A 25,383-nucleotide genomic window follows, 5' to 3' on the forward strand; every position below is an offset into this window, starting at 1 on the left:
AATTTTGTTTTTTTTTAATTCTTGCGGGTGTACATATTATATCATCTCAAGAAAAAAGTTTCCCATAACTATCAAAAATATATAGCTCCAGAATTTATGTACGGCGTTATGGGCGAGCCCAACGAAGGTTTTCCCGAAACAAGGCCCGAAAAGGCCTTTTTATAAGCCTGGGAAACCATCAGTAACAAAACCAGCATGAATGGGGTTTTTAACAGACAGTTCTATTTTGCCCTTTTCAATATCTTCCATAAAAATACGCCTACGAAAGTATTTTCAAGCAAAAAAAAGCTGGTCGCCAACAAAAGCATTTATTACGTAATAACCGCCTATATGTTTTCCTTCTTCCTTGGTGGCAATATTGGCAACTCCAAAGGTTTGAATAGCCCTGTCGTTTTCGTAGATAAATATTTTTAATTCTTTGTTTTTTTGTGAAAACAGGGGAAAAATACCTAAAAATAAAAAGGCAAAGAGTGGTGTTTTGCAATTTGTTTTGGTGCTGGCCATAAAAATTATCGGTTAGTCATCTGCGGGGTCTTTTACAAATTCCAAGTACAATCTTTTTAATAAAAACTCCACCCGTTTACGTTCGGATATTTTATGTATTCCTTTGTTTTTATCTGAAACAAAATAGCAAAAAAGGCCTAATTGTTCCCTGGGGAGCTCCAAGTCGTTTAAAATATAGTCTTTGTAGTTGTCTTCCAGAAATTCTACAATATTGTTTTTGGTTTCGGCTTTGAGACGCTTTTTAAGTTTTTTGGTTCTTCCGCTTATTAAGTTTATAACCGGGTCGAAACCTATCCCACCACCGCCAAAAACTTTTGATGCCGTTCGCAATTGCCTTTCCGCAGGAGTATAAATTTTTGGGGCATATTCCGTAAAGGTTCCATAGGACAACTTTTTTTCGGTAAGTACCACTTCCTCTAGTTGAATAATTCCGTCTTTGGTATAAATTTCTATTTTCCCCTCAACGGTATCTTCCGTGGTCACCAGTTTGTAAAAATTTTTAAAATCATCCGAAGCTATAAACAATTCATCCCCAACAGAAGCATTAATTACATGGTAACCATCTATATATTTTCCTTCTTCCTTGGTAGTAATATTGGCAACGCCAAATTTTTCAATAGCCTTATTGTCTTTATAAACAAAGAGTTTAATTGTTTTTGCTTCCTGAGAAAAAAGTGGCGCATGACCTATAAAAAATAGAAGGAAAAAAAGGAGTCTGTTGGGTAAATTTATCACATGTAAAAGTGTATTAGCAAGGCGAAATGTACTTCTTTTCTATACTTGTATAATGTGCTTTAACAGAAGTTTCACTGCAAATTGTGATATTTTTTAGAGTTTTTGCTCCGCCTTAAGAGATTTTTAATAATTCCCCTTAATTTTATAGGAAGAAAAACCAACGAGATTATGCCCAAATCATTTAAACTTTGTCTAACAATGGCAGGAGCGGTTTCTGCCGGATCCTATACCGCAGGGGTACTGGATTATTTAATTGAAACTTTGCAGCTTTGGCAACAAGCAAAAGATAAAAATAAGGCCCTTGGCAGCGATCATCCCGAATACGACCAGAGCATCCCGATGCACGATGTTATTATAGATGTTGTTAGCGGTGCTTCGGCAGGGGGCATAACAGGCACGCTGTCCCTTATGAGCTTATTGTCTAGAAAACACAGGGCCGTAAACAGATTTAACCCTAAAGGAGAAAACAACCTTTTTTATAAATGTTGGGTAAAAATGGCCGATGACGATACGGGAAAAACTTTAGAAAAGCTTTTGGATACCCAAGACCTTGATAAAAACAAATTACCGCAATCGCTATTGAACAGCATTGCAATAGAAAAAATTGCCGACAATGCCTTGCATATTAACGAAACGGTACATTATCCGCCGTTTGTTTCTAAAGATATCGACCTTATCCTGACAACTACCAATTTGCGCGGACTCAATTTTAAGGTCGATTTTAGCGGGAACAGTCAAACCAATGCTGCCAATATTATTACCAACCACGGAGGCTTTTTTAGGTATAAGGTTAAAAACGAATTGTTTTCGCGGGGAGTTCCTGCCGATGAAAATTCGTTGTATTATGTGTTGGATTTAAAAGAGACTCAGGATATTCATTATTTAAGAGATGCCACGTTAAGTACCGCTGCATTCCCCATTGGGCTAAAGTCCAGGGAAATAGAAATATCCAAAAAATATATTGAACGTTACCCAAAATACCTCTTTGGAAGAAGAAAAGGAATAACCCCGTTAATTTTAGACAACGAAGAAAGTTATAAATTCAATTCCATTGATGGCGGACTTATAAACAACGAACCTTATGGTATTGGGATAAAAGTTTTGAACGAAAAGAACAAAGACCTACAGAAAAACGATAATTATGCCATTGTAATGATAGATCCCTTTCCCAATCAAGACAATAGTCCTTCGTTGTTTAATCCCGACCGCGATATTTTAAATGTTGCCAAGGGCATGTTCAAGGCATTGAGAAACCAGGTAATGTTTAACCAAGATGGTATTTTAGATGCATTGTCTTTAAGCGACCGGACCAAATTTTTAGTGGCCCCGAGCAGAAAGACCATTATTAACGGAGCAGCAGTTAGGGAACAACACCATTTGGCATCTTCGCCCATAAGTGGTTTTGCTGGTTTTATGGACGATTCCCTTCGGAAGCACGATTTTGAACTCGGAAGAAAAAATTGCCAAGATTTTTTACGGTATCATTTTTCGGTAAAAGAAGAAAACATAGAGAAGCGCCTGGGCGTAACTATGAGTCCGGAAAGCATGGATAGATTTTTGTATACTATCCCGGCTCAGGGCAACTCCGGAAAAAAGTTTTTCCCCATTATCCCGGACATGAAAGTTACAAAGGCCTTTAATACCCAATTCGATTTTGAAACCTATGGTACCGATGCCGTAATTGAATATCCGCAATACCCAAAAATAGATTTGCATACATTTGAGCATCTTTATAGAAAACCCATTAAAAAGCGCCTAAAAATGTTGGTAAGGAGCATTTCGGGAAATTGGTTTTTAACTTTTGGCTACCTGCTTTTTTACCGGCGGAAAACATATAAAATGGTGTTGGAAACCATAAAAGATAGTTTAAAAGAAGCCGGGTTGCTACAAAAATACTAAACCGACCGCCACACCTATTTAAACGGAGGAATTTACAAACATAAAAGCTTCTTCTAGTTGCGATACGTCAAAATAGCGTTCGTAGCTTCCTTCGCCAGCACGCTTAAAAAACAGGTTGTCTATGGGCACCAATGCTTTTATTACATTAGAATGGGCAACAATGGCGATATGTCCCATTTTTTTATAGTTTCTTAGCGCCCATACCATATCTTCAAAAAAAGCTTTGGTGCTACTTTGAGACATTTTTGCTTCATCCAGTTTAATGAGCACGTTTACTTTTTTAAATCCTTCATCTATCTTTTCATTAAACAATTTCTGACATATTTTTTCGTCTTCTTCGGTAAAGCCATCAAAAACTTCAATGGCAAGTACATTAGTATCGAATGTTTTTATTTGTGCAATCATAATTTTCAAAATTTACACCTAAAGTTAGGTATTTCTAAAACTAGATAAATATGCGTTAACAATATTTAACTACTTGATTATTTGATATTTATATTAATTTTAGTATATTAACCTTATGATAAGTACGGACAAAGCAAATTATACAGAGTTTTTAAGCAGATCGGTTAATTATTTAGAGAACAGGGGTTTTAACAATATTAAAGCGGATCTTGAAGGATACGATACACCTAAATCATTTATTAAAAAGGGGAGTGAGGTAACCATTACCCCGGATATCGTGGCTGATAAAAAAGGCATTAAACATTTTTTTGAAATCAGTGTAAAATCAGAAAAACCACACTTATTAAAATCGAAATGGATGTTTTTGGATGTATTGAGTAAGATGAAATCTTATAGATTTAAAATTATAACGACCAAAGGGCATTATAAGTTTACCAATTCCATGCTTGACGATTTAAACATGGATAAAAAAATGATCAAGATTAATTCCTGATCATTTTTACATGCGGAATGCCATCTTCTAAATATTCTTCCCCCAGCTGCTCGAATCCATGTGTTTTATAGAACTTGATTACGTAACACTGAGCAGATATTTCTATTGGAAGGTGATTGAATTTAGTTGTAATTGCTTCTATTGAAGCTTGAACTATGTTGTGACCATAACCGAATTTTCGTTCCTCTTTTTTTACAACGACCCTACCAATGCTGGGGTTTTTAAAATATTCGCCGGCATTAAAAATTCGGGTATATGCAACTAGTTTATTTCCTTTTTTGCCCAATACATGCAATGCTTTTTGGTCTTTATAATCTACATCTTGGTACACACAGTTTTGTTCTACAACAAAAACTTCGCTTCTAAGTTGTAGCAGTTCATAAAGTTCTTCTTTGGTCAATACATTGTACGGTTTTACTTCTATTTCCAGCATTTTATATACTTTTTAGTCTTGTACAATGAAGTCTTTTGGATCTTCCTTGTTGTATTCCGGTTGGATATTTACATGGTTTATACCAAATTTAGCTTTTAAAATAATTTCTATTTCCTCTAAAATTTCATTAAACCGTGTAAGTGTAACATCTTCTTTAAAGTCTAAATGTGCTTCTAAGTGCAGTTCGTCGTCGTTTAACCACCATACGTGTATATGGTGCAATTTATTAACATTTGGTACTTTATGTACTTCCCGTATCAAATCTTTTATATCTATATGATCTGGGGTAAAAAGCATGAGCATTTTGGTGGAAGTTAGTAGCAAATCAAATCCAACAAAAATTAAATAAACGGCAATGGAGAATGTTAAAACGCTATCTATCCAGTATATTTTATAAAACTTCATCAATAATCCGCCTATCAATACAGCTATGCTTGCCAACATATCCGTAAGCAAGTGCAAATAAGCCGATTTCATGTTAATGTTCCGTTTAGCGTCTTTTTTTAATAACAAAACACTAAAACCATTGGCGACAATCCCTAAAATAGACAACCAAATAACAAGATCCGAATGAATGGTCTGTGGATGAAAAAACCGTTTTACAGCTTCAATTATCAATAAAATAGCAATAACAATAAGCGTGACCGAATTTACAAAAGCTGCAATAATCTCTGCGCGCTTATAACCAAAAGTCCTGTTTGTAGATGCTTTTTTACCCGTAAGCCTATTTGCCACATAACTTATTACCAAAGAAACCACATCGGTAAAATTGTGCAGGGCATCGGACAGTAAAGCCAAACTTCCCGAAATTATACCACCAACAACCTGAGAAGCGGTTATAATAATGTTTAATACTATAGAAATAAATAGATTTCTCCCCTTTAACGGTGTGTGGGAATGTGTATGCGGGTGCATATGGCCCATAATACTAGCAGTGTAAGGATATTTTATTTATTCTATTTTGGTGCCTGCCACCTTCGAAAGCCGTGTCTAAAAAAGTTTCTACCATTTCCAGCACTTGAGGAATTGCAGTAAAGCGGGCCGGAATGCATAAAATATTAGCATTGTTATGTGCTTTTATCAAACTAACTATTTCTTTGGTCCAACATAATCCTGCACGAACATTTTTATATTTGTTGGCGGTCATGGCTACGCCGTTTCCGCTACCGCATATCAAAATTCCAAAATCTACTTTTTCTTCGTTTACATCTTTTGCCACCGGATGCACAAAATCCGGGTAATCCACACTGCTGTTTTCATCAGTCCCGTAGTTTACGGTTTCAATCCCTTTTTTTTGAAGCAATTCAACAACAGCAAACTTATATTCGGTTCCGGCATGATCGTTTCCTATGGCTATTTTCATCCTTTTGTATATTAGTGAACAACAAAGGTAGTAATTCGTATTTTTTTAGTTTATAAACAGCAATGTTAATTTAATTTTACAAATACTTAATTATCAATTAATTATAATATAATATATTTTGTTGATATTTATTTATTTAATTCTATTAAATTTATTTGTTTTTCTAATAAACACTTTCAATTTGTAAAAAAATCTTAATTATACAAATGGAAACTTTTCTTTTTAATCTACATTTTATCAACTGTTTTTCAACACTTATTAACATCAATTAATATAATTAATTATTAAAAAATTATGTTAGTTGGGTTGTTTACAATTGTTGAGAAAAAACAAAAAATTATTCTTTTTCAGTGCTTTAAAATTAGAACCTTTGTTAATATCTATGTATAAGTTAAGATAACTATTACTCGCAAACGTTTGCCAAAAAAGTTTTTGTACAAATAAACACCCTATAATAACCACCATTTTTATTTAAATTTTAAAAAAGAAAAAGATGTATATGTTTATAAAGTTAATAACTCTTAAGATTTTTAAAATTTTTGTTTTAGCTATTATTTGGTTGATTAACTTTGTACCGATAAAAACAGCTTAAACTATTTTTAAGTCGTTGTTTGGAGTATCAAGTTTCTGGATCAGTTCTTTTACGTAAGTAACATAATCTTTGTGCACATATAGCTTTATTCCCCCCAAAGCATTAGAATAGAACGGCGAAATAGTAATCATGGTTTCGTTTTCCAGGAAAAAAGGGATTTCTTCTTCGTTCAGCAAAAATTTTAAAACGAGATATTCATGTGGATACGTATATGTTGCTACTAAGATAAAATTCTTCATACAAATGCAATTGGTAATACTTTTCCTTTTAAAATAAAGCAATTTTTATGCCTTTAATTTACAAACGGAGCGTATACTAAAATAGGGATAATTTTCTTTTAAAAGAAGATTAATGTCTTGAGATAATGATATTTCTTGCTGTTTTTTTCTATGCAGTTTACGGTTTTTTGGTGTTCTTTCCTTTCTAAAGAATAATCTATATAACCAGCAAAAGAAATTACGCCTGCCAAAAAAACAAGAATAAAGAAGATTAATATTTTATAAAACTTTTTCAATGCAATTTAGATAAGTGTCTTATATAAGAGACGTTGCAAAAATAAAATTGTTACATCAATTTTAATAAAATTTTAACTTTTAAAAATAATTAGAGTACTAGTATAATAATTCGTACTTTACTTGAAGAATTAAATTATATGACGAAAAGAAAAAAAAGAGCTCAAAAACAAAAGAAAAATGAAATTACAAAAGGGATCTTTACTGTACTTGAAAGTAATAGGGACCAGAGTTTTAACTATAAACAAATAGCTGCAAAAATTAATATTAATGATACCAGCGCTAGAAATTTATTGATAAAAAGGTTGGGCCAGCTTAAACAAAAAGGAAGAATAGAAGAAGTAGAACGCGGTAAATACAAGGCAATACCATCACAAAATTATTACGAAGGTGTTGTAGACATGACTGGAAGAAACAACGCCTATGTTGTTTGTGATGATTTGGATACCGATGTTTTTGTACCTTATAATTTGCTTAACAAAGCCCTTCACGGCGATATTGTAGAGGTGTATGTTTTTCCAAGGAGAAAGAAAGGAAAAAAACTGGAAGGGGAGATTACCAAAATACTGGAAAGGAAACGGACCTCTTTTGTGGGAATTGTACAGATGCAGAAAAATTTTGCCTTTGTTAACCCAACCGATTTTAAAATGTATACCGATATTTTTGTTCCTAAAAACAAGACCGGTGATGCAGAAGATGGTGATAAAGTAATTGTTGAAATTCAGGATTGGCCTACAAATGCAGATTCTCCTTACGGAAAAATTATTGAGGTACTTGGTAAACCGGGCGAGCACGATACGGAAATACATGCTATCCTGGCCGAGTATGGTCTGCCTTATAGTTTTCCCGATGAAGTAGAATTTTACGCCAATAAACTGGATACTTCCATTACAGAAGATGAAATTTCCAAACGAAGGGATATGAGGGAAGTACCAACATTTACCATCGATCCAAAAGATGCAAAAGATTTTGACGATGCATTGTCGTTTAGAATCTTAGAAGATGGAAATTTCGAGGTAGGTATCCATATTGCCGACGTATCTCATTACGTAACACCAGATTCCATCCTGGAAGAAGAAGCATACAATAGGGCAACTTCTGTTTATTTAGTAGACAGGGTGGTACCAATGTTGCCGGAAATCCTATCCAATAATGCATGTTCGCTGAGGCCGAACGAAGAAAAATATACATTCTCCGCAGTTTTTAAAATGAACAAAAGTGCACAGGTACTCGACCAATGGTTTGGCAGGACAGTTACCTATTCCGACAGGCGTTTTGCTTATGAAGAAGCGCAGTCTATTATTGAGACCAACAGCAATAGGGTTCCTGCGGATATTTCTTTAACCGGAGAAGCCTATGAAGTAGAACAGCACATTGCAGATGCAATTCTTACGTTGGACACCATGGCCAAAGCCATGCGTTCCAGACGCTTGGCTTCCGGTGCTATTTCTTTTGACAAGGTGGAAGTAAAATTTCAATTAAATGAAAAAAGCGAACCTATTGGTGTATATTTTAAAACCGCCAAAGATGCCAATAAGCTTATTGAAGAATTCATGTTGCTTGCCAATAAAAAGGTAGCAGAATTTATTGGTAAGCAAAAGAAAACATTTGTTTACAGGGTCCATGATGAGCCCGACAACGAAAAATTAATGCAGTTACAGGGCATTATATCAAAATTTGGGTATAGGATAAACATGAAGAGCAAAAAAACCATTACAAGCTCTTTAAATAATTTATTGGAAGAAGTGCAGGGGACCAAAGAGCAAAACATGGTAGATACCTTAACCATACGCACCATGAGCAAGGCCGTTTATACTACCGATAATATTGGCCATTATGGGCTCGCTTTTGATTATTACACACATTTTACGTCGCCAATTAGAAGATATCCAGATGTAATGGTACATAGGTTGTTGCAACATTATCTAGACGGTGGAGCTTCCGTAAACGATGAAAAGTATGAACAAAAATGTAAGCATTCTTCAAATATGGAGTATCTGGCAACCAGTGCAGAACGGGATTCCATAAAATACATGCAGATAAAATTTATGGAAGATCGTTACGATGAAGAGTTTTTAGGAGTCATTTCCGGGGTTACCGAATGGGGGATTTATGTTGAAATTATCGACAATAAATGTGAAGGCATGGTGAGGATACGCGATATCAAAGACGATTATTATGTTTTTGATGAATCGCAATATGCTTTGGTTGGCGAGGTTACCAAGAACATGTACCAGTTGGGAGACGAAGTTTTTGTTAAGCTTAAAAGTACAGATTTGGTCAAAAGACATTTGGACTTTGTGCTTACGGGAAAGAAAATTGAAAGTTAGTTTTTGAATATTCATAATCAAATCAATATTAACAATTTTTATCATTTCCATTTCTTATTAATGAAATATCTCATTTACCTTTATAAAAAATTAAAATAAAAAGAGCAATGAAACATATAGTAATTTTAATGATGCTTTTTGCATCCTGTTTTGCATCGGCACAAGACAACATAACACAGGAACTGGGCGATTTTCATGAAGTCAAGGTTTTTGATGGGGTTTCCGTTACCATTATTAAAGCCGATAAAAACAGAGCTATTATTTCCGGCAAGGATTCCGATCAGGTTGTAATTGTCAATAAAAATGGCAAACTAAAGATACGGATGAAAATAAGCCAGGTTTTTGATGGTTACAAAACCTTTGTTGCCTTGTATTCTAAAGATATTCTGGATGTACTGGATGTAAATGAAAATGCCTCCATTTCATCAAAAGAAACAATTGCTCAGGTAGATATCGAAGTAAATTCCCAAGAAGGGGGCGAAATCAATATAGATTTGGACGTAGAGCGCTTAGAGGCCAACGCTACCACGGGAGGAAACATTAAGTTAAATGGGACTGCCAAAAATCAAGAAGTAGCTGTAAACACCGGTGGAAAGTTTAAAGGAGAAGGTTTGGTTACAGAACAAACCAATGTAGTTGTAAAGGCCGGTGGGACAGCCAATGTAAATGCAACAGAATATATGAACGCCAAAGTTAAAGTAGGGGGGACTATTAATGTTTATGGAAACCCTAAGGTACTTGAAAAACAGACTTTTGTTGGTGGAACTATTAACGAACATTAAAATTTAATTTTGAAAAATTATTTAAAAATCATCATAACATATCATCTATTATGATGATTTTTTATTTTTGAATAACTGCAAATAATAACCCATGTTTTGAAAACTATGTAATTAGCGTTGAATGATTGAAGATGTTTTTTCTGCAATACCACTTGGAATTTTATTGGCCTTTACCATAGGCCCAGTTTTTTTTGTTCTTTTGGAAACAGGGGCTATAAAAGGATTTAGGGCTGCATTAAGTTTTGATTTGGGCGTTGTTATGGGCGACTCTTTTTTTATCATCATTGCCTATTTTAGTACCAACAAAATACTTCATAAAATAAAAGACGACCCTTCATTGTTTATTTTTGGTGGCATACTTTTAATTATATACGGAATAATTAGTTTTTTAAAGACAAAAAGCGACTATAAAAGGGACATACGCAATGCCATTAACCAAATAGAAGTCAGACGAAATTATTTTAAGCTTTTTTTTAAGGGGTTTTTACTTAATTTTATCAACGTTGGTGTGTTGGGTTTTTGGCTCGGTATTATTATAATTTTCGGTCCCAAGCTTGAAATGAACGATGAGCGTATATTTGTTTTTTTAGCCACAATTTTGGCTACATATTTGTTTGTAGATTGTATTAAAATAATACTTGCCAAACAATTAAGAAATAAATTAACGCCGAGGAGAATTTTTAAAATAAAAAGGATTATCAGTGTTATTTTGGTTGTTTTTGGAGTAGCTTTAATGCTTCAAGGCATTTTTCCAAATGAAAAGAAGAAAATTCAAAATGTGATCGAGGATATTAGAGAACGTTAATAATGATGCTATTTACAAAAGAGTTACCCGTTGTTTTCCTTTTATTTTTTATTGCCATTACTTTTTTGTTTAGTGCTTGGGACAAGGTCTCGGACTGGAAGGGCAATATTTTGTTTTTAAAAGCACATTTTAAAAATACTTTTGTTGTTAAAGTTTTGCCTATTTCACTATTTATTATTGTTGTTTTAGAACTTTTGGCGGGTATTTTTTCCTTAATAGGAATTTATAATTACCTTATTTATAAAAGCAGTTATTTTGCTGTTCTAAGTTGTATCGTATCACTAATTACCCTATTTATTTTTTTAATTGGACAGCGTATTGCTAAAGATTTCGATGGTGCTATGAAGATTACGGTCTATATTATACCCATAGTCTTTTGTTTGTACCTTTTATCATTTTAATCTACTTCAACACTGTTTGTATGGTACCTTCGCGAACACATAACCAGAAATAGTTAAAAAAGGATTTTTCCTTATTTCTTTCCACTTTTATATCTACTTTTTCATTGTCTTCTTTAGTATTCTTCACAAAAATATTTGCTATTGTTGATATAAATTTGTTGACCACATTTTTATTTTTCTTCTTTATGTTTACTACAAAATCATCATATTTCATTTGAAAAGTTCCTGTTGCATTATTTTCGTTTGCATCAACATCAAACAGTAAGCTCGTTATGGAACCGCTTGTAATAATGTTCATATTTGGTTCCACAAAATCGTTTATTTTTTCTGCATTTAAATGCTCCATTTTGCCATGAAGGGTAAAGAAATCTGCTTTGTTGTTGATATTAAATTTCCACAACAGCTTAAAATCGGCATCGCCCATAAATTTGGATTCTATGTCTATTAGGGTTTCGCCGTCTTCTTTTAGCGTATTTATATTTTTTATCGTACTTGAAACGTCTGTAAACACAATTTTTCCCGGGCTATCGTTTACTTTTTCTTCATATGTTATCCTGCTTTTATAGATATTCAGTTCTGGTACGTCAATATCAAAAGGTAAATTTCTCAATGCCTTGCTGTACAAAGGTTTGTACCTGGTATCGTCGGGAAGTCCCTTATCGCGGTATACTTCCAGGTTTCCTTGTATGATATCAATTTTTTCTGATGAATATGTATAGTTTTCATTTAGTTTATCTCGCTTATAGTTATAAATGTTCAAGGAATCTATTGTAAGTGAAATCCAGTCTCTTTCTGTTTTTAAATGCTTTTGAAGTTCGTTTTTATCGTAAATGGTTTTTATTTTTACTGATGCTGTTTTTATATAATCGTCTTTTAATATCAGCTTTCCAACTAAAAAATTCTGATAGTAATTCATTGGAAGCAATACGTTGTCAACCTCAAAGTCAATTTTTTTATAATCAATTTTTTTATGCTCAGATGCAGGATTTATATGAAGGTCAAATACGTGCCCATTTATTTTTTCTGTCTTAACTATATTTTTTTCAGTAGTGTCTTTATATGTAAAACGCGTGTCTTTAAGCACTAGTTTTTTAATGATTAGTTGTTTTTGTTTTTTGCTTGAATTTTTTCTACTCTTTTTTCTATGTAATAATGCATCCAGATTTTCTACTTTCAGTTCTCCAATTACAATAGAATCTGATCCAAATAAGCTTGTAATGCTTATACCTGAAAGGGCTATTTTTTTTATGGAAAAAGTATTTTTAAGCGTATCGTCGATGTCTATATCTACTGCTGAAACGCTTCTGGTAAGTAGGTTTACATCAATTGAAGCGGTCTCAATCTTATATCCGTTTATTTCTTGTAGTTTATCTCTTATCTTTTTTTCAACCAATAAGTTTCCGCCCATTATTAGTACTATAACGGCTAGAATTGTTGCAAGTCCAATTTTTATGTATTTACTCACAAAGTGAGATTTCAAATGTTATTAATTTTTCTTTTATGTGCCTAGTTTTTTATATATAGGCTTTTTAATTCTAAAGCAGTAGGTTTTTTATCGAGATTAAGATACAAAAAAAGGTGCTTGTAATAAGCACCTTCATTTATTAAGTGAGATTTTTCTCAGCCTGTGAATTAGTTTTATAGCTATTTTGCCTTGTAATCATCGTTTAGCGCCTTAAGCACGTCGGATGTAATATCTTTAGATTCTTCACCATAAAGTACACTTCCAGCATCGTTTGAGCCCAAAACAAAGGTATATCCTTGTTTTTTGCCGTAATCCTGAACAAAGGACCTTACTTTTTTAATGAGGCTGTCTATTTCTTTTTGGCTTTCTTGAGACAATTGTTGTTCTTCCATCTGTAATTGCTGACCCATCATTTGTCTTTTTTGGAGCAGCGCATTGTATTTTTCTTGTGCTTTTGCTTGTGGTAAACTTTTTGCTTCCGATTCAAATGATTGTGCTTCGCTTTGGAAAGCTTTAGATAAGCTGTCCGTTTTTTTATCGAATGTTTCTATTTTGGTTTTGTATTTTGCTTCGATGTCTATTTTTTCTTGATATTCATTAATCAACTTTGTATTGTCAACAAAAGCAATTTTATTCTGCTGGCATGAAAAAGTAACCAATGCAACAACGGCAGTCAATATTATTTTTTTCATTTTTATTTTAAAATTTAGTTCAGGACAAAAATAGAAAAGTAATCGGATTTTCGGTAAAATATAAATTTTATATTATGTATAGATATAAATTATTGTATTATTAATTATAATAATCAGTTGCTATTTTAAACAGCTTATTTTTATCTTCTTTCGCTACAGTTTAAAATTTCGAAAGGTAAATATATGTTTTTGATGTAAAGAGGCCTTAAAAGGCTTTATTTAGCTTTTCCTACACAAATATACCAATGACGAGTATTCCCCTGTAAATTTTGCCTTACAATTCGACTTCAAGCCCGAAATAAATGCCTTTATATAATTATTTTTATCTGATTTGATTTTTTCTGAAAGCAGGCTTACATAAAACGAATCAAATATCAAAGGTAAGATTTTTACTACAAAAAATTTTTCTTTGCCAAGAAGTGTTTCCATAGCTGTTTTATCAAAATGCCATAAATGTCGTGGTACATCGTAAGCTGCCCAATTTTCTTTGTAATGTTTTGCATCGTAACTCCTATAATTTGGCACTGCAATAATAAGTATTCCATCATTGCTTAGCAGTGATTTTATTTTTCTTAATTCTTCCTCTGGATTGTGCAAATGTTCAAAAACATGCCAAAGTGTAATTACATCAAATTTTTTCAGTGGCAAATCTTCTGTTTTTTCAACAACTGTATTTCCTTTTTTTATTGAAATTTTCCTGGCATTTTTATTGGGTTCTGTTCCAAAACAATTATAATATTTGTTTAAATACTTTATAAAATCACCGGTACCGCTTCCAATATCCAACAAGGATTTCGCCTTGGGGTGGTATTTTTTTATAACATTATGTTTGTTTTTTATCGAATAGGATTTCACCCATTGATAGATTTTGTCAATTAAATTTTTCTTGGAATCTGTATGAGAAATGTATTGTTGGCTTTCATAATATTTGCCAATTTCTTCGGGTTGGGGCTGTGGTGTTGTTTGCAACAATCCGTGTATTTCTGTTTTTTTTAAGTTGAAGCTTTCATTACTTACTAAATGATCTTTGCAGCGTATGTAAGTTTTTGTTGAATTGTTTTTGCTCATTGTAAATTTTAAATTGCAAGATAATACTTATTCAAATAAAAAGGGTTCCACGTGGAACCCTTTAAAATTACCTGCCCATATAGACAAGCATGACACTTATATCGCTTGGTGAAACACCACTTATCCGTGATGCTTGTGAAAGTGTTCTCGGTTTTATTTTTTTTAGTTTTTCCTTGGCTTCAAATGACAAGGATTTTAGTTTATCGTAATCAAAACTCTCCGGAATTTTAATTTCTTCAAGCCTGTTTAGTTTGTCGGCGTTGTTTTTTTCTTTTTCGATATAGCCCGAATATTTAACTTGAATTTCGGCTTGGTCCAAAACTTCGGCGTCCAGTTCTTTTTCAATTACATAGTCTTTTACTTGTGCTATCTTTAGCATGTGGTCCAATGTAATATTTGGCCGGGCAAATATTTTAAACATCTTGTCCGATTGTTTCATTGGCGACGAATTTACTTCTTCCAGTATCGGGTTTATGGTTTCGGGTTTTACACTCGTGTCCTTAAAAAAGTTTACAAAATCGCTGGACATCCTTTCCTTTTCTTCCATTCTCCTTAACCTTTTTTCTGATGCCAAACCTATTTCAAAACTCATGGGCGTGAGTCTTAAATCGGCATTGTCCTGTCTAAGCAGTGTTCTGTATTCAGCTCTGGAAGTAAACATGCGGTACGGTTCTTCGGTGCCTTTTGTAATGAGATCGTCTATCAACACACCAATGTATGCTTCGTTCCTTTGAAGTATAAATGGGTCTCTTTCCTGTACTTTTAAACTTGCATTTATTCCAGCCATTAATCCTTGGGAGGCTGCTTCTTCGTATCCTGTCGTTCCATTTATTTGTCCGGCAAAATACAATCCAGAAACCAATTTTGTTTCCAGTGTATGTTTTAATTGTGTAGGAGGGAAGTAGTCGTATTCTATGGCGTAACCCGGTCTAAAGAATTTTACATTTTCAAAACCAGCTACACAGCGCAGTGCTTTAAATTGTACATCTTCTGGCAAGGAAGTGGAAAACCCGTTTACATAATACTCAACCGTATCCCAGCCTTCTGGTTCTACAAAAATTTGATGCCTGTCTTTATCTGCAAAACGGTTGATTTTATCTTCAATGGAAGGGCAATAACGTGGTCCTATACTTTTTATCCTTCCGTTGAACATGGGCGACCTATCAAAACCTTCACGCAATAAATCATGAACTTCTTCACTGGTGTATGTCATGTGGCAATCCCTTTGTTTTTTCAATGGATTCGTTTCGTTGGAATACGAAAACTTTTCTGGTTTATCATCTCCTGGCTGAACAACCATTTTATCAAAATTCAACGATCTGCCATCAACCCTTGGTGGCGTTCCGGTTTTCATCCTGCCAGCTTCAAAACCGCAATTAATTAAATCTTCTGTAATTCCTGTTGCAGCTCTTTCACCTGCACGGCCACCACCAAATTGTTTTTCGCCAATATGTATTAGGCCATTTAAAAAAGTACCGTTGGTCAATACTACGGACTTGCATTTAATTTCAATCCCCAATGAAGTTCTAATACCTTTTATCTTGTCGTCTTCAATAATCAATCCCGAAACCATTTCTTGATAAAAATCTAAGTTTTTTGTCTGTTCCAACATCAGTCTCCATACTTCTGCAAAACGCATACGGTCGCTTTGTGCTCTTGGCGACCACATGGCCGGACCTTTAGATTTGTTGAGCATTTTAAATTGTATGGCGGTCTTATCGGTAACAATTCCAGAGTAACCGCCCATGGCGTCAATCTCGCGAATAATCTGCCCCTTTGCAATTCCACCCATCGCAGGGTTACAAGACATTTGTGCAATGTTTTGTAAATTCATTGTAATCAATAGGGTAGAAGAACCCATATTGGCGGCCGCCGCTGCCGCTTCAGATCCAGCATGTCCACCACCTACAACAATTACATCATATTCTTTGTCAAACATAAACTTTGAGTTTCTATAATTAATATTGGGTTTGTTCCACGTGAAACAGCATTGTTAAACCCCACTGTTTCTGGTGTTGGTTGTGGAGTCTATTTAAATAAGGCGATTTTTTCTTCTTCTTTTTCTCGCATTATTTTAGTATCTTCTACGGTTTTATCCTTAAATCCGCAGTAATGTAGAATGCCATGCGCCATCACTCTTTTCAATTCTGTTTGAAAAGGTATGTCGTAATCTTTGGCATTTTCTTTCACGCGTTCAACAGAAACAAATACATCTCCTTGAATTACGAGTGCGTCGGAATAATCAAAACTGATTATATCCGTGAACGTGTCATGATCTAAATAATCAACATTTATTTTATGAAGGTAATCATCATCACAAAAAATGTAATTGATTTCTCCTGCTTCTTTGGCCTCCGATCGGATTATGTTTTTTACCCATTCCGAAAAGCGTTCTTCTTCTTCAATTAAAAAATCGGTCTCGTAATGAAAATTAATCATCGTTTTTAAAATAAGCGTTTACCTTTTGCTTGTAATTTTGCCGCAAAGGTAAGGCTTGTCTGTTTAATATTTCAACTTCATTAAAATATTGTTGCAAATTTGGTATTTTGTACGAACTTGTGTTTGTAAATTCTTTGGTGTTTGTTTCGCTTTCCCGTTCTTCTTTTTTTCCCTGTTGAAAAGACGCATCTTCCATTTTTAATAATTGATGTTGTAACTGAAGCATTTTTTGTTCGGTAGCATTGGTAAACCCTTTTTCCAATAAATCATTTTCAATTTGCTCCATTTGGCTAATTAATTGTTGGGCCTGTTTTTTCTCTCCGGCCCCCTGCAAATTTTTTAATTGTTCTTCCAAAGCATTTCGTAATTGTTGCTGTTGTTTGTAGATTTCATAAAGTTCTCCAGACATTTGTTCGTTTCCATATTTTTTACTCCCGCTTTCTCCTTGCATTTCACCTTGTTGTTCCTGGCCTTCTTTCCCGTTTTCTTTCCCTTCTTTATGGCTGTTTTGTTTTTGTCCCTTTTCTCCTTTTTGCATTCCTTCTTTCATTTTTTCGTTTAATTGCTGCTGGGATTGTATAATGTCCGGTAACTGAAATTCATTTCCGCTTCCGCTACTGGAACCAGAGGCAAGGCTTTTTTGCATATTGTCGAGGGTATTGCTTAAAAAATCTGCCAGCTCGTTTGCGGCCGTTAATGTATATTGTTGATGTGATATTCCTTGGTAAAACCTGTTTTCGGCAAAAAGTTCCAATGTTTTGTCCATGTTATAATATACATCGGTGATGTTTTGGTTGATGCTTTCTGAAATTTTTGGCTGCCTAAGGGACAAGGCAAACAAACTGTCGTCTACATGCTCGAATACCGTTCTTAAATCGTTTTGCTTTTTTAAATATACCGATAGGTTTGAGCTGCTTTCCTTATAGCTTTGAACCTTTTCCATAACTGCTTCCTGGTCGAATGAAAAAACAACTAAATTATCCAGTATCTGGCGTAGCATTTCCGAATCTTCCTGTAAAGTGTTTTGAGCCGAAGCTTGCATCATCTGACTCATTTTTTCACTCATTTCCTTCATTTTTCTAGCAGCATTTTTTTGCTTTTGTTTGGCTTGTTGTCCAGCTTGGCTTTCACTTTTATTCTGATTGGTATTTTCCGCTTCCTTCTTTTTTTCTGCTAATTTTTGTGTTGCTTCTGCCTGTTCCTTTTTTATTTCTTCTTCCAATTTCTTATCGGTTCCAAGGTCCATGGGTTTTTGTAATTCATCATTTTGCTTTTCCAGTTCCTCTATATCTTTTTCAAGCTTTTCAAAATCCTTATTCAGTTCATTTTGATTTTCTAGATTGTTTTCTTCCTCCTTTTTTTCTGACAATTTTTGTTGTTCATCGGCCAATTTTTCCAGGTCCTCTTTTATTTTTTCTGCTTTGGCAGCCGTGTAATATCTTTTGGTCAACTCAAGAATTTGCTCCAAACTCCTATTGTTTTTCTTTTGTTCTTTTGCCATTTGCGCTAAGCGTTCTGCCAATTCTTCTTTGTTTATTTTGTCTGAAATTTCCTTCAACTTTTCCATCAAGTCTTCATTTTTTTCCAATTCTTTTTTCTGCCTCTCCAAGCGTTCTTGCAGCAACTCGTTATATTCGCTCTGCTGTTTGTTTTCTTTTTTAAAATCCTTCAGGTTTTCCTTTAAATCTTCATGGAACCTTTTCATCATTTCATCTTGTTGCTTTTGCCGCTCCAAAAAGTTTTCAATACGCTTTTTATCATTATAGTTTAGTTGATTTTTCTGTTTGTTGATGTCGTTTATCTCTTTTAACTTATCTTCCTGCTCTTCGGCATCTTTTAATGAATTTTCAATCCGGCCAATATTCTCTTTTTGTTGTGTTAATTGTTGTTGCTTTAGTTCATCCTTGGTAAGCTTTCTGTAATTAAAAACAGGGCTTTTAGTAACTTTTCCCCCGTGTATGGCGTCGTTATCGGTTACTTCAAAGTAAAATTCGTATGGAGTTCCTGCTTTCAATGGCAGATTATTTGGAAAAATATACCCAAAGCGGTCGTAAGTACCTTTTTTAATAGTTATATTTTTTTGTTGAAGGGAATCAGTTCCTTGTTTATAATACACAAGCTTTAATTTTGAAAGTCCGTAATCGTCTGAAATTTGACCCACGTATATTTTTGTATTGATGCTTGCGGAATCTATCTTTTCATCAACTTTTATTTCGGGCGATTGATCTTTGATAACACGGATGGAATACCCCAGGTTCTCGTAATTTTTTAAGTGATGGTTGCTCGTTGCGATGGAATAATCTGTAGTGTTATAAAAATAATGGCTAAGGTCAAATTGCTGTTGTTTTTTATTGAAGCTAATGCTGGTATCGGGAAGCTGCAAGCCAACATTGGTGGTTTCTTCGGTTTCAAGCGACCAAGTTATTTTGGTGCCTTCGGGAACCGTGGTATTGCCAGAGCCTTTTACAACCGCTGAAGTTTTTCCGGTATAAGCGGGATAGTCCAGGCGCATCTCGAACGACAAGAGGCTGGGTGTCGGAATTACCTCTAATGGATAGTTTTGTGACACCACATTGTTGGCCCTTAATTGAAAGGATGTGTTTTCGCGTGGCTGATCGAAGACATATTCAAAATGGCCAGCCTGTTTTTGTTGCATCAAATAAGTAGTGCCGTCAATTTCAATCTGGACATTTTCCGGAACAACGTTTCCTGCAGTATTTATGTGCAAAACAAAAGGCCTTCCCTTTATGGCCTGTAAGGAGTCGTTAACCACAAAAAATTCAAAAGGTGCCGGGGGTTGATATGCTGTTTTGTAATCTACAACACGTTTGTAACTATCTGTAAACAAATTGCTTTTACCAATTACTATAACGATCAGTATAAAAAAAACGGGCACAGCCGTATACCAGGCATATTTTAGGTTCTTTTTAAAGTTTATGGCCAATTGAAAGGGAATGGGACGCAGTTGAGCGCCTTTTTGCTCAATGCTGGCCAAAAGTAAATCGGATTGCTGCGTATTTTTAGCAAGTTGCATAAAATTCAGCAGTTTATCGTTTACCTCCGGGAAATGTGCACCAATAATTTTGGAGGCTTTTTGGTAGTCAATGCCCTTTCTAATGTTAAACAGGTACAACAGCGGGACAATAATAAACGTAACAAATAAAAACAGCTCTACACCCACAAAAAGCCAAAAGAGCAATAATCGCCCCGTGGTTCCCAGCCATAAAAAATACTCCAAAAGAACGGTTAAAATAAAATAAACCAACCCGATGGCCAGGAAAACAAACACCCCACGGAGCAGTTCGTTGGTATAATACTTTCGTAAAAAGCCTTGAAGTTTATATTGTATATGTTGTAAAGTATTCATTAATAAGCGTATAAAAATAGTATAGGTACATTAAAATATAAAAATACAATTTGTTTGGCAGTATAAACGGGGCATTTTTACTTAATGGATGTTAAAATTAATTAGAAAAACCACCTCATTGATTTTCTTTAATGGATGACAAGGGTTCACTCATGAAAAAGCACTCTTGAGAATATTTTATGGCAATAACAAATAAGGGAGGGATGTTTTAGTATTAAAAACAATACTTCAAACCGCGTTCACGGCGGATATTGTGGATAAGAAGAGCTTAAAAAATTTCCATAGAACAATGCATGTTTTACTATTTGCCTTGCTCTTGTGGAGGAGTAATAGGTTAATTTAGGGGGAGAGACCGAAAACGTGTAAAAAATTGCAATCATATAATTTATTTTACACTCTTGGTTAAATATGTATTATGTTTAGTTCCTAATGCCAAAAAAGCGTGACATTATTTTTTTAATTATAATATGAAGAAATAAGGCCTGTGACTCCTTTTGTCTGAATCTTGCCCCTTTGAGGGAAACATCATAAAACACAGGTTCGAAATAATCCAGTAAGCTGTGACAAGCATGATTAAAAGACCCTGGACAGCATCCTTAACGGGATTTTTATCCCGCACCAGCACCAACTTCATTCCCAGCCTGAAAATCTTGCCAAAAGTTGAGCTTCTTTTTATTTTAGCGGTATCGATTATTTATTCCGAAGGGCCCTTTTCTGGATATTCGTATGGGGGAAAGCCGGTGTTTATGAGGTTCAGCCAACACAAATGTTATATACATATTTGACTTTAAATTATTTATATTTCGTATAAAAGCATAATAAAATTACAAGAGCACTCATGTTTTGGTTATAAAGTATCGGGGTATGTGACTTTAATTCATTTTATGTGTCCCATTAATAAACGCCATACATATGACTTTAATAGCCATTGTCCTTACACTATTTTTATTTTTTTTTATATCCATAAGCATCATGTTATATTCTAGCCTAAAAAAAAACAAAAAACTAAAATCAGCATACAATGAACTTCGGCGTGGGGCTCCTGGATCAGGGTTTATCAAACATAAGTGGTAAAAAATGATATTAGCTGGATCAAAAAAATTACGTGATAGTTAGCACGCCCAGTTAAAATAATGGGCTTCCGAACAAAATAGTACGATCAGTGGTCCATATCCGGGGTTTAAAATTCATTGGTGAAGCAACCTTTTGCCATAAACTCCATCTTATCAGAAACATACCTCTTGATATGAAAGCCACTGCCAAAATGAATACACGCCATTTATCACTCCTTAAACTAAAAATGCACTTTCCGGCCCTAGTTTTTATACTATTATTTTTAAGTGCATGTCAAAACGACGATGAGAATTCAGGACCAAACAAAAAACACATAGCCGTCGGAAATGCTGTTTCCGTATCGGACCATCACGTGCTTATAAGCGGATATGCCTCCGAGAACGGAACGGTCCATTCGAAATTCTGGATAAATACGGAAAGCAGTAATGAAACCGAATTTAGTGATTATATCCCGACCAACACCCTCTATCTTAAGTCCATAAATGATCACTATAGAAAGGTATATGTTTACAAGGACATACACGGACAATTACAAAACTATCAATTTGACCAGGGCAGCCTTGCCGAAAACGGCAGGGTATGCTATTACAAAAACAATGTCCTGACATTCATGGACAACGACAGTACAGGAACGGTCTCGTCGGTTGACTACCATAATGACAAACCTTATTTCGCCGGGTATTTTGGCAAAATAATACCTTCGGAAGGAGGGAATACGTTGCGGCCTGAAACCCCATTTGTATGGGACGGGCATAATTTTCTGGAAACGTTACCGCTGCCGGAACAGGCCTCTGTATTTCAAGGGGTAAGCACCATCTATGTCCATGATACTGATGAAGCTTATATCGGGGGGCTTTGTGGCGTGCCCATGTATTGGAAAAATTCGGAACCTGTGATATTGGATGGGCGTTATGGCGAGGTATGGCAACTCACCAAATCAGGAACCGACCTTTATGCGGTAGGATTAATTAATAAACACAACTCCAATAGCACGGGGCATACAGCCTGTTACTGGAAAAACGGGGAACTTCACGAACTGGAGGACAATGCACAGGCCTATGGAATTTATATAAAGGGTGATGATGTATATATTTGTGGAGCTATTGGGACTACTCCCGTAAACTATACCCCTTGTTACTGGAAAAATGGGGTTAGGGTAGATTTAAAATTGTAGGGGCTTTTCATTGAGTAAAAGGAATCGGGAAATTTTTTGTAGTGTCAATTTTAGGTTTTTCGTTTTTAAACGGGCTTTTAGATGCCCCATAAAAAAACAAAAAATAAAAAGCATGTTAAGGGAAAGGGGGTGCGATATGTGGGTGGCATACCGACCAAAACATAAGGTGGCAACACAAATGCGGGCCTTATGGATTATAGGGATTGTATATAAAAACTTAAACCCCCGCCAAAACCGGCATTTTTTCAATAAATAGGTTTTCTAGATATTCCAATTGCTTTTGGTACATATTTCCTTTTCGCTTGGCCAGGTACAAGGTTTGTTCAATGGGCTCGAAACCTTCCCACAACAATTTTACCGATTGGTCTTTTAGCGCTTCTTCGCACAAAAAGTCGGGTAAAACAGCTATACCGTTGGTATTGCGCAAACAGCGTATGATGGAACTTTTATTGGGCACGATATAATTGCACTTAAAATCGGGGTGCTTTTTAAAATTTGCATTCCAAAAAGAGCGCAAATGTTCCATGTCGCCCGTTGTTCCGTACCAAACCTGTTGCTTAAGCCACTTTTGTATACCAGACAGGCTATTGGCGGCCAATGCATTGGTAAAAGTACCGGTTGGTGTCTTGGAGCCTGCAATCAGTACAATGCGTTCTTTAGAAAAAGCCTTGTATTCAAAATGTTTTTCCAAGCCTTTTTTGGCACTGACAACAAGGTCCAATACGCCTTTTTCCAATTCTATGACGGCCTCTTTGTATTCCACAAATTTAATAATCGCATCAAAAGGTAAAGTAGAAATATAAGGCTCGATGGAATATTGAAACGTTTCCATGCACATGCCAATGCTTATGGTGGGCGTATCGCTATTGGAGTTTTTCCTAAAACATTGCTCGGCATCTTCCAGTTTTAGAACCGCATCTTTTATGTAATTGTACAATACTTTTCCGCGCTCGGTAGGAATCATTTTTCGGGAAGTCCTTTCAAACAATTGATATCCGGTGTACGATTCCAACGAATTTATATGGAGGCTAACACCAGGTTGTGAAGCATATAATACCTGCGCGGCACCGGTTAACGTTCCGGTTTCATAAACAGCTTTAAAGGTTCTGTACCATTCAAAATTCACCATAACTATTATTATTATAATACAAATGTATAAATTATATTATTTTTATAATAGACAAAAGGGATTTAATTTTGTTCCAACATTTTAAAAAGAATACTATAAAAAGGAAAATTTTGAGCGTATGAAAAAGGTATTTATAATTAACGGCGGACAAACTTTTGGAAATTCAAAAGGGGAGTTTAATAAAACCATGGTAGATCTGGCAGCTACTTATTTTGCTGAGGAAAAAGGGTATGAGGTAAAAGTGACCGATATAAACCAGGCCTATAATGCAGCAGCAGAAACCAAAAAATTTATCTGGGCGGACATCATTGTCTATCATTTGCCCATATGGTGGTTCCAGGTACCGCACAAACTCAAGGAATATTTTGATTATGTTTTTAAAAACGGACAGGTTTACAACAACGATGGAAGGTCTTCTAAAAACCCAGCCATTAATTATGGAACCGGGGGATTGTTAAAGGGGCGAACATATATGGTAAATACCAGTTGGAATGCTCCCAATGAAGCATTTACCCTTCCGGGGGAATTTTTTAATGAAACTTCTGTGGATAAAGGTGTTTTATTTGGTTTTCACAGAATGAATGCCTTTTTGGACATGGAACCTTTGCCGGGCATTCATTTTTACGATGTGGTTAAAAACAATAATGTAGAAGGTGAAAAGGTAAAATACAAAGCACATCTGGATGCTGTTTTTGCCACAAAAGACAAACGTATAGCCCTATAGGCATTTCTTGGATTTTGTACATAAGGTCAAAAAAGGAACTTGATCATTTCATCCCTTTTTGACCTTTTTATTAACCATATACATATTGCTGCACGTGTTTTTTAAAATAGATAATGCTGTCTTTTACACTTTGCATGGGAGAATGGGCAAAATTTCCGCCCTGTTCCAGGTAATAATATTCCAAACCGGCTTCAGTCGGGTCGGGAAGTATTTTAGTATAGTCTATGGAACCGTTCCCCAATTCGGTATAATCCTTCGTAATTTTATCCATGTCTTTTATGTGCCAAAGTACAAAGCGTTTGGGCTGCAATTCTACCAACTCTTTCGGGGTATAGTTGGAAGAACGCATTACCCAATACATGTCCATTTCGAGTTTTACCAAATCGGGATCGGTTTCTTTTAAGATGAGATCAAATCCGTTTTCGCCATTGTGGTCTTCAAATTCAAACCCATGATTGTGGTAGGCAAACCCCAACCCGGATTTATTGATGCGTTCCCCAATTACATTTAGCCTTTTGGACATAAGCTTAAAATTGTCGATGGTACGTTGTTCGGGTGCTATCCATGGCCAGGTAATGTATTTCATGTTTAGTTTTTGCGCACCTACAATGCATTGGTCCACAAAACGCATCAACACATCTTCCGAAGCATTCAAATAAGTCGAAAAACCAAAATGGCCACTTGAAACGGTAAGGTCAAGATCGTTTAAAATGGCATTAAATTCATCGGCATTTATCCCATAAAAAGTATTTTTTTCGGCATCAAACCCAAAAATTTCAAAATCTTCATACCCCATTTCCTTTACGGCCTTTAGGGAGTTAACCGGGTCTTTTATCATTTCGTTGTTAATGGTATACAACTGCAAGCCCAGTTTGTAGTTTGGGGCAAGATTTGTGGCAAACGCCGGATAAGGAAATAGGGACGAAGCCCCTAAAGCTCCCATGGCGCCCATAAAATGTCTTCTATTCATGTTGTTTTGGTTGGTTATTTGTGGTTT

The 25,383-nt window shown here is 35.1% G+C and carries 23 protein-coding genes; 8 read left to right on the forward strand and 15 right to left on the reverse strand.

Annotated elements, in window-relative coordinates; translation table 11 throughout:
• The first annotated feature begins 27 nt into the window (after nt 1-27).
• Nucleotides 28-165 (forward strand): hypothetical protein, encoded by a 138-nt coding sequence (locus tag PSF86_RS11290; RefSeq protein ID WP_277900179.1) that lies wholly within the window; start codon nt 28-30, stop codon nt 163-165.
• A 108-nt stretch (nt 166-273) separates the two neighbouring features.
• Here PSF86_RS11290 and PSF86_RS11295 read toward each other — a convergent pair whose 3' ends face one another.
• Together PSF86_RS11295 and PSF86_RS11300 are read right to left on the reverse strand one after the other, a co-directional pair.
• A complete protein-coding gene (locus PSF86_RS11295) occupies nt 274-504 on the reverse strand; it encodes a hypothetical protein (RefSeq protein ID WP_277900180.1) in 231 nt (76 codons plus the stop codon).
• A gap of 12 nt (nt 505-516) precedes the next feature.
• Nucleotides 517-1,239, reverse strand: a complete 723-nt coding sequence (locus PSF86_RS11300) for a hypothetical protein (RefSeq protein WP_277900181.1) — start codon at nt 1,237-1,239, stop codon at nt 517-519.
• A 168-nt stretch (nt 1,240-1,407) separates the two neighbouring features.
• Here PSF86_RS11300 and PSF86_RS11305 point away from each other — a divergent pair, with 168 nt between their 5' ends.
• Nucleotides 1,408-3,138, forward strand: coding sequence for a patatin-like phospholipase family protein (locus tag PSF86_RS11305; protein WP_277900182.1), 1,731 nt, complete (start codon nt 1,408-1,410; stop codon nt 3,136-3,138).
• An 18-nt stretch (nt 3,139-3,156) separates the two neighbouring features.
• Here the strand turns inward: PSF86_RS11305 and PSF86_RS11310 are convergent, their stop codons facing one another.
• Nucleotides 3,157-3,543, reverse strand: coding sequence for a SpoIIAA family protein (locus tag PSF86_RS11310; protein WP_277900183.1), 387 nt, complete (start codon nt 3,541-3,543; stop codon nt 3,157-3,159).
• A 115-nt stretch (nt 3,544-3,658) separates the two neighbouring features.
• Between PSF86_RS11310 and PSF86_RS11315 the strand changes: the two genes are divergently transcribed.
• Nucleotides 3,659-4,036, forward strand: a complete 378-nt coding sequence (locus tag PSF86_RS11315; RefSeq protein ID WP_277900184.1) for a hypothetical protein — start codon at nt 3,659-3,661, stop codon at nt 4,034-4,036.
• Here PSF86_RS11315 and PSF86_RS11320 read toward each other — a convergent pair.
• From PSF86_RS11320 to PSF86_RS11335, 4 genes are all read right to left on the reverse strand, one after another.
• Nucleotides 4,026-4,469 (reverse strand): GNAT family N-acetyltransferase, encoded by a 444-nt coding sequence (locus tag PSF86_RS11320; protein ID WP_277900185.1) that lies wholly within the window; start codon nt 4,467-4,469, stop codon nt 4,026-4,028. The two genes, PSF86_RS11315 and PSF86_RS11320, sit on opposite strands and share 11 nt — an antisense overlap.
• Before the next feature lie 12 nt (nt 4,470-4,481).
• Nucleotides 4,482-5,393 (reverse strand): cation diffusion facilitator family transporter, encoded by a 912-nt coding sequence (locus tag PSF86_RS11325; protein WP_277900186.1) that lies wholly within the window; start codon nt 5,391-5,393, stop codon nt 4,482-4,484.
• A gap of 4 nt (nt 5,394-5,397) precedes the next feature.
• Nucleotides 5,398-5,832 (reverse strand): ribose 5-phosphate isomerase B, encoded by a 435-nt coding sequence (rpiB, locus tag PSF86_RS11330; RefSeq protein ID WP_277900187.1) that lies wholly within the window; start codon nt 5,830-5,832, stop codon nt 5,398-5,400.
• 588 nt (nt 5,833-6,420) lie between these two features.
• The gene (locus PSF86_RS11335) at nt 6,421-6,663 is read right to left on the reverse strand and encodes a DUF2007 domain-containing protein (protein ID WP_277900188.1); all 243 of its coding nucleotides are present in this window, start codon (nt 6,661-6,663) and stop codon (nt 6,421-6,423) included.
• 413 nt (nt 6,664-7,076) lie between these two features.
• Between PSF86_RS11335 and rnr the strand changes: the two genes are divergently transcribed.
• From rnr to PSF86_RS11350, 3 genes are all read left to right on the forward strand, one after another.
• Nucleotides 7,077-9,266 carry a ribonuclease R gene (gene rnr, locus PSF86_RS11340; protein ID WP_277900189.1) on the forward strand — a complete coding sequence of 730 codons (2,190 nt, stop codon included), beginning with the start codon at nt 7,077-7,079 and terminating at the stop codon, nt 9,264-9,266.
• Nucleotides 9,267-9,373: 107 nt separating this feature from the next.
• The gene (locus PSF86_RS11345; RefSeq protein WP_277900190.1) at nt 9,374-10,048 is read left to right on the forward strand and encodes a head GIN domain-containing protein; all 675 of its coding nucleotides are present in this window, start codon (nt 9,374-9,376) and stop codon (nt 10,046-10,048) included.
• A gap of 121 nt (nt 10,049-10,169) precedes the next feature.
• Nucleotides 10,170-10,853, forward strand: coding sequence for a LysE family translocator (locus tag PSF86_RS11350; protein ID WP_277900191.1), 684 nt, complete (start codon nt 10,170-10,172; stop codon nt 10,851-10,853).
• A gap of 402 nt (nt 10,854-11,255) precedes the next feature.
• Here the strand turns inward: PSF86_RS11350 and PSF86_RS11355 are convergent, their stop codons facing one another.
• The 6 genes from PSF86_RS11355 to PSF86_RS11380 form a co-directional block, all read right to left on the reverse strand.
• Complete coding sequence (locus tag PSF86_RS11355) at nt 11,256-12,719, reverse strand: hypothetical protein (RefSeq protein WP_277900192.1); 1,464 nt, start codon at nt 12,717-12,719, stop codon at nt 11,256-11,258.
• A 179-nt stretch (nt 12,720-12,898) separates the two neighbouring features.
• A complete protein-coding gene (locus PSF86_RS11360) occupies nt 12,899-13,411 on the reverse strand; it encodes an OmpH/Skp family outer membrane protein (RefSeq protein ID WP_277900193.1) in 513 nt (170 codons plus the stop codon).
• A 219-nt stretch (nt 13,412-13,630) separates the two neighbouring features.
• Nucleotides 13,631-14,479: a class I SAM-dependent methyltransferase gene (locus PSF86_RS11365; RefSeq protein WP_277900194.1), complete on the reverse strand. Its 849-nt coding sequence runs from the start codon at nt 14,477-14,479 to the stop codon at nt 13,631-13,633.
• Between the two features lie 67 nt (nt 14,480-14,546).
• Nucleotides 14,547-16,418 carry a tRNA uridine-5-carboxymethylaminomethyl(34) synthesis enzyme MnmG gene (gene mnmG / locus PSF86_RS11370; RefSeq protein WP_277900195.1) on the reverse strand — a complete coding sequence of 624 codons (1,872 nt, stop codon included), beginning with the start codon at nt 16,416-16,418 and terminating at the stop codon, nt 14,547-14,549.
• A gap of 89 nt (nt 16,419-16,507) precedes the next feature.
• Entirely contained in the window at nt 16,508-16,918 is a 411-nt protein-coding gene (ybeY, locus tag PSF86_RS11375; protein WP_277900196.1) for an rRNA maturation RNase YbeY, read from the reverse strand.
• The gene (locus PSF86_RS11380) at nt 16,911-20,285 is read right to left on the reverse strand and encodes a DUF4175 family protein (RefSeq protein ID WP_277900197.1); all 3,375 of its coding nucleotides are present in this window, start codon (nt 20,283-20,285) and stop codon (nt 16,911-16,913) included. The genes ybeY and PSF86_RS11380 overlap by 8 nt, the downstream gene beginning before the upstream one ends.
• A 1,246-nt stretch (nt 20,286-21,531) precedes the next feature.
• Here PSF86_RS11380 and PSF86_RS11385 point away from each other — a divergent pair.
• On the forward strand, nt 21,532-22,533 hold the full coding sequence (locus PSF86_RS11385; protein WP_277900198.1) for a hypothetical protein: 1,002 nt from the start codon (nt 21,532-21,534) through the stop codon (nt 22,531-22,533).
• 217 nt (nt 22,534-22,750) lie between these two features.
• On the opposite strand, the gene PSF86_RS11390 is transcribed toward PSF86_RS11385, so the two are convergent.
• Nucleotides 22,751-23,662: a LysR family transcriptional regulator gene (locus PSF86_RS11390; RefSeq protein ID WP_277900199.1), complete on the reverse strand. Its 912-nt coding sequence runs from the start codon at nt 23,660-23,662 to the stop codon at nt 22,751-22,753.
• 118 nt (nt 23,663-23,780) lie between these two features.
• On the opposite strand from PSF86_RS11390, the gene PSF86_RS11395 reads away from it, so the two are divergent.
• Entirely contained in the window at nt 23,781-24,386 is a 606-nt protein-coding gene (locus PSF86_RS11395; RefSeq protein ID WP_277900200.1) for an NAD(P)H-dependent oxidoreductase, read from the forward strand.
• A 70-nt stretch (nt 24,387-24,456) separates the two neighbouring features.
• Here PSF86_RS11395 and PSF86_RS11400 read toward each other — a convergent pair whose 3' ends face one another.
• A complete protein-coding gene (locus tag PSF86_RS11400; RefSeq protein WP_277900201.1) occupies nt 24,457-25,356 on the reverse strand; it encodes a sugar phosphate isomerase/epimerase family protein in 900 nt (299 codons plus the stop codon).
• Between the last annotated feature and the right edge of the window lie 27 nt (nt 25,357-25,383).

Origin of the sequence: Galbibacter pacificus (assembly GCF_029603165.1) — a bacterium.
Lineage (GTDB): Bacteria > Bacteroidota > Bacteroidia > Flavobacteriales > Flavobacteriaceae > Galbibacter > Galbibacter pacificus.

What these genes read in the sequence shown, in the direction of transcription:
- PSF86_RS11380 (WP_277900197.1), bottom strand. Translation starts at nt 20,285, where the DNA reads ATGAATACTTTACAACATATACAATATAAACTTCAAGGCTTTTTACGA.
- PSF86_RS11320 (WP_277900185.1), bottom strand. Translation starts at nt 4,469, where the DNA reads ATGCTGGAAATAGAAGTAAAACCGTACAATGTATTGACCAAAGAAGAA.
- PSF86_RS11310 (WP_277900183.1), bottom strand. Translation starts at nt 3,543, where the DNA reads ATGATTGCACAAATAAAAACATTCGATACTAATGTACTTGCCATTGAA.
- rnr (WP_277900189.1), top strand. Translation starts at nt 7,077, where the DNA reads ATGACGAAAAGAAAAAAAAGAGCTCAAAAACAAAAGAAAAATGAAATT.
- PSF86_RS11390 (WP_277900199.1), bottom strand. Translation starts at nt 23,662, where the DNA reads ATGGTGAATTTTGAATGGTACAGAACCTTTAAAGCTGTTTATGAAACC.
- PSF86_RS11400 (WP_277900201.1), bottom strand. Translation starts at nt 25,356, where the DNA reads ATGAATAGAAGACATTTTATGGGCGCCATGGGAGCTTTAGGGGCTTCG.
- PSF86_RS11335 (WP_277900188.1), bottom strand. Translation starts at nt 6,663, where the DNA reads ATGAAGAATTTTATCTTAGTAGCAACATATACGTATCCACATGAATAT.
- PSF86_RS11365 (WP_277900194.1), bottom strand. Translation starts at nt 14,479, where the DNA reads ATGAGCAAAAACAATTCAACAAAAACTTACATACGCTGCAAAGATCAT.
- PSF86_RS11345 (WP_277900190.1), top strand. Translation starts at nt 9,374, where the DNA reads ATGAAACATATAGTAATTTTAATGATGCTTTTTGCATCCTGTTTTGCA.
- PSF86_RS11325 (WP_277900186.1), bottom strand. Translation starts at nt 5,393, where the DNA reads ATGGGCCATATGCACCCGCATACACATTCCCACACACCGTTAAAGGGG.
- PSF86_RS11360 (WP_277900193.1), bottom strand. Translation starts at nt 13,411, where the DNA reads ATGAAAAAAATAATATTGACTGCCGTTGTTGCATTGGTTACTTTTTCA.
- PSF86_RS11315 (WP_277900184.1), top strand. Translation starts at nt 3,659, where the DNA reads ATGATAAGTACGGACAAAGCAAATTATACAGAGTTTTTAAGCAGATCG.
- PSF86_RS11350 (WP_277900191.1), top strand. Translation starts at nt 10,170, where the DNA reads ATGATTGAAGATGTTTTTTCTGCAATACCACTTGGAATTTTATTGGCC.
- ybeY (WP_277900196.1), bottom strand. Translation starts at nt 16,918, where the DNA reads ATGATTAATTTTCATTACGAGACCGATTTTTTAATTGAAGAAGAAGAA.
- PSF86_RS11305 (WP_277900182.1), top strand. Translation starts at nt 1,408, where the DNA reads ATGCCCAAATCATTTAAACTTTGTCTAACAATGGCAGGAGCGGTTTCT.
- rpiB (WP_277900187.1), bottom strand. Translation starts at nt 5,832, where the DNA reads ATGAAAATAGCCATAGGAAACGATCATGCCGGAACCGAATATAAGTTT.
- PSF86_RS11295 (WP_277900180.1), bottom strand. Translation starts at nt 504, where the DNA reads ATGGCCAGCACCAAAACAAATTGCAAAACACCACTCTTTGCCTTTTTA.
- PSF86_RS11395 (WP_277900200.1), top strand. Translation starts at nt 23,781, where the DNA reads ATGAAAAAGGTATTTATAATTAACGGCGGACAAACTTTTGGAAATTCA.
- mnmG (WP_277900195.1), bottom strand. Translation starts at nt 16,418, where the DNA reads ATGTTTGACAAAGAATATGATGTAATTGTTGTAGGTGGTGGACATGCT.
- PSF86_RS11385 (WP_277900198.1), top strand. Translation starts at nt 21,532, where the DNA reads ATGAAAGCCACTGCCAAAATGAATACACGCCATTTATCACTCCTTAAA.